Consider the following 1236-nt stretch of genomic DNA (forward strand, 5'->3'; position numbering starts at 1 on the left):
ATGGGCACCGGCACCCACGCCGGCGCCGGACCCCGATACGGATTCCGCCCCACCGTCATGGCCCGACCCCCCTTCGCGGGCTGATCACCCGCGGTGGAACCACGTAGCCGGCGTGAGCGACGAATGGACGTGGACGCAGTCACGGGTCGTGGTGCCGCTCACCGCCCGACCATCCCGGCCGAAAGGACCTAGTGCCCCCGCTCGAGGGACTCAAAACCCTTTCGGAGAGGTCCGGTCGTCGGGGATGCTGTGGGCGGTCGCCGACCGGGCGGAAGGAGTTTGCGAGCAACGAGATCTTATTTGGAACCGCGGTGCCACAGCGGCTGGGAAAGGTCCACCAGCAACTTTGCCTGCCGGGTGAGTCACAGTTTGCTGTGACGCAACCGAAAGGTACTGCGATCCAGGTCAGGCGCTGTTACTGTGGCGTTACCAAAAATGAATTCGCCGTACCGTCAAGTGAACAGTTGCAAACAGGCGGCTTCCGAAAGAGCTTGAGGGGTCGCGGTCATCTACTCTCTGCAGAGTCGGGGATTGAACTAGGAGGGAACCAAGTATGTCGTTCGTGACCACACAGCCCGAGGCTCTGGCTGCGGCGGCCGGAAACTTGCAGGCCATTGGCTCAACGCTGAGCGCTCAGAACGCGGCTGCCGCCGCCCCCACGACCGGGGTGGTGCCCGCTGCTGCCGACGAGGTGTCGGCGCTGACGGCGGCGCAGTTCGCGGCGCACGCGCAGATGTACCAGGCGGTTAGCGCTCAGGCCGCCGCCATTCACGAGGCGTTCGTGAACACGCTGTCGACAAGTTCTGGCTCGTACGCTGCGGCCGAGGCAATCAACGCAGCTGCCACGGGCTAGTCGGTTGGCGGTTGACGGTCTGGGACAGGACGTCTTCGACGTGGAATCCCGCCTGACCGCCCAGCTACCGATGATCTCGGGGGCTGACGGCCGGACAACTCAAACGCCGAAGTTCGGGTTTGACGTCCGTCTCACCGTGTTAGAGCAACCGGTGGCCGCCGGCTGACGGGAAGGGGGGATCATCCTTTTGCATTCGGCTCGGCGGCTCGCCAGCGCGTGACCGGTCCGGCCATCGTCGTAACCACCGCAAGTATCTGAGTACTCACTTAAGGAGACAGCCACATGGCAACACGTTTTATGACTGACCCGCACGAAATGCGGGCGATGGCGGGCCGCTTCGAGGTGCACGCCCAGACGGTTGAGGACGAGGCTCGCAAGATGTG

The 1236-nt window shown here is 64.1% G+C and carries 1 protein-coding gene and 2 pseudogenes; all 3 read left to right on the forward strand.

All coding sequences use genetic code 11. The features are described from left to right. A pseudogene (locus A5781_RS24805) lies at positions 1-84 on the forward strand (hypothetical protein); the annotation flags it as partial. 469 nt (positions 85-553) lie between these two features. Beyond that, a complete protein-coding gene (locus A5781_RS05070; RefSeq protein WP_067202177.1) occupies positions 554-853 on the forward strand; it encodes a PE family protein in 300 nt (99 codons plus the stop codon). Positions 854-1135: 282 nt separating this feature from the next. Next, positions 1136-1236: pseudogene (locus tag A5781_RS24810) on the forward strand (WXG100 family type VII secretion target); the annotation flags it as partial.

Source organism: Mycobacterium sp. 852002-30065_SCH5024008, assembly GCF_001665645.1.
Taxonomy (GTDB): Bacteria; Actinomycetota; Actinomycetes; order Mycobacteriales; family Mycobacteriaceae; genus Mycobacterium; species Mycobacterium paraffinicum.